General features: G+C 40.7%; 2 protein-coding genes. Both read right to left on the reverse strand.

Annotated features, from left to right (window positions below):
* Window positions 1-961, reverse strand: a 961-nt coding sequence (locus tag CVP04_RS12030) for a TRAP transporter large permease subunit (protein ID WP_133118492.1), incomplete at its 3' end; no start/stop codon positions are given.
* An 89-nt stretch (window positions 962-1,050) separates the two neighbouring features.
* On the reverse strand, window positions 1,051-2,034 hold the full coding sequence (locus tag CVP04_RS12035; protein WP_100297742.1) for a sialic acid TRAP transporter substrate-binding protein SiaP: 984 nt from the start codon (window positions 2,032-2,034) through the stop codon (window positions 1,051-1,053).
* Window positions 2,035-2,455 lie beyond the last annotated feature (421 nt).

Below are 2,455 nucleotides of genomic sequence, written 5' to 3' on the forward strand. Positions count from 1 at the left end.
CATAACCGGCGTCGCGCATCGCTTTAATTTCTAACTGACCGAGACCGCCCGCATCCGCAAGAGCAGATCCTGACATACCGGAGAAGATTAAGCTCGCACCGATATTAACGTGACCCATACCGCCGGTGTAGTGACCGAGCAAGGCTTTTGCAAAGTTGAAGATCCGCTCGGTGATCCCGCCGGTGTTCATCAAAATACCGGTTAAGATAAAGAACGGTACGGAAAGTAGCGGGAAGCTGTTTAAACTGTCCACTAATTTACCGGAAGCCGAGTTAACAGTGTTCCAACGGGTCATTGCGAAGTATAAGATTGTCGCGATAAATAACGACCAACCCACCGGTGTACCGAGGAACATAATCACCAACCAAACGATTAAGGTGATGAATACGGCGTCGCTGCCGAATTTTACATAGTTGCTGATACGCAAGACTTTGAACGCATCCGGCGCGATGTATAAAATCGCCAATAAAACTACCGCACTTATTAAGAAGAACGCGGCAGGCAAATAGCTGATGTTATTTTTGAAGTTTTCCGCTTGCGCTTGTAAAAAGCGGAAGAAGACTAAAATCGTAATAAATGGTAATGCCGCATATAACCATTTTTCCGAAATGCCTAAGGAAACGATTTCGAAACTGGCATCAAGAAAAACCTTCATCCCCAAATGGAAGAACAAGAAAATACAGGCGAAAATAATCAGTTGAACGAAAGAGTTACATAATTTTCTGATTTTTTCCGGCATAAAATTGGTTAAAAAGTCGATATAGACATGTTGCTGAGTGCGCACCGCCATACTAATACCGAGCATACCGACGTAAATAAAGAGTAATCTTGCCAATTCCTCACTCCAGATAAACGGCGTGTGGAACAGCTGGCGAGCAAGAATTTGAGCAATGAGAATTGCAAAGATAATTAGAAAGAGGACTCCGCCGATCCATTCTTCTAACTTGTTAATAAATTTCATATAGATACCTCGAAAGCCTCTATCAATCATTGTAATTGCGAACTATACTACGCGTTACCCACCGGTAACGCGCAAGACATACGACATTGTTATTTTGTCAATTCCGAAATTTCAGCGACGGCTTGCTTACCGACTTCACCATTTTTTTGTAGGTATTCGTCGTAGTAAGGTTGTAATGCTGCTTTAAACGGTGCTAAATCCGGTGTTGTAACGGTTACACCTTTTTCTTTGAAGAAAGCGATTAATTCGTTTTCACCGTCAACGAATAATTTGGTGTGATATTCCGCCGCCGCTAACGCTGCTTCTTTCACCACCGCTTGAAGATCTTCCGGTAAATCCGCTAAGGTTTCGTTACTGACCAAATATAATTGGTCGTTCAAAATGTGGTTGGTTAAGGCTAAATATTTTTGCACTTCATAGAATTTTTGCGCTTGAATGGTCGGTAACGGGTTTTCTTGACCGTCAACGGAGTTAGTTTGTAGCGCTAAATACACTTCGGAGAATGCCATTGGTGTCGGAGCCGCACCCACATATTTCGCAAAGGCTAAGTTGGTCGCCGCATTAGGTACGCGTAATTTTAAGCCTTTCATATCTTCGATTGCGTTGATCGCGCGGTTCGATGTGGTTTGACGCGTACCGTTATAACCGACGGATAATAAAGTCATACCTAATTCTTTATTGATTTTAGCGAATAGGTTTTTACCGAAATTAGTTTCCAATACGGCTTTTTTCGCGACGTCAAAGTTCGGAATCATATAAGGTAGTGCGAACACTTCCGCTTCCGGATAGAAGATTTGGAAACGTGCGGATTCACCCAAAGTGAAATCTAATGCACCGTCTTTTAATTGTTTCATCATTACGCGGTCGTCACCTAATTGTGCGCTAGGGAAGATCGCGATTTCGATTTTACCGTTAGATTTTTCTTTCACTTCTTTGGCAAAGAATTCTACGGCTTTGTATTCGTTTGAGCTGGTTCCCGCAACCATACCGAATTTTAAATCATAATCCGCTGCAAAAACGGAAGCCGACATACCCAAACATAATGTTGCAATGGCGAGTTTATTTAATTTCATTGTCATTCTCCTATAAGTAGTTGAGAGATAGTTGAAGATTTTGCTAAGAAATTTAAAGTAAAATCCTAGTTGTGGATATAATAAATGAAGTAATATTTCATTACTGAGAGGTGTGTCACACTTTTGAAAAAAAGATTAAAAAATATTGAAATGATTGGAGCGCCTTGTAAATACTGGGTTTATTGTGATTTTTATAACTTTTTAAGCTGAAATTACACTCCATTTATAATCAGTTTATTCCGTTTTATAACAAAAAAGAAGTCGGTTTTGATAAACCGACTTCCGTTAAAAATGCGCTACGGCATTAACAAATTCGGAATAAAGGTAATAATTTCCGGGAAAATGGTAATCAACACTAACGTTAAGAAAATCGGCACCAAGAACGGCAGCACGCCTTTGGTGACGGTACTTACCGACATAT

Source organism: Caviibacterium pharyngocola (assembly GCF_002795405.1).
In the GTDB taxonomy this organism is placed as follows: Bacteria; Pseudomonadota; Gammaproteobacteria; order Enterobacterales; family Pasteurellaceae; genus Caviibacterium; species Caviibacterium pharyngocola.

What these genes read in the sequence shown, in the direction of transcription:
- CVP04_RS12035 (WP_100297742.1), bottom strand. Translation starts at nt 2,034, where the DNA reads ATGAAATTAAATAAACTCGCCATTGCAACATTATGTTTGGGTATGTCG.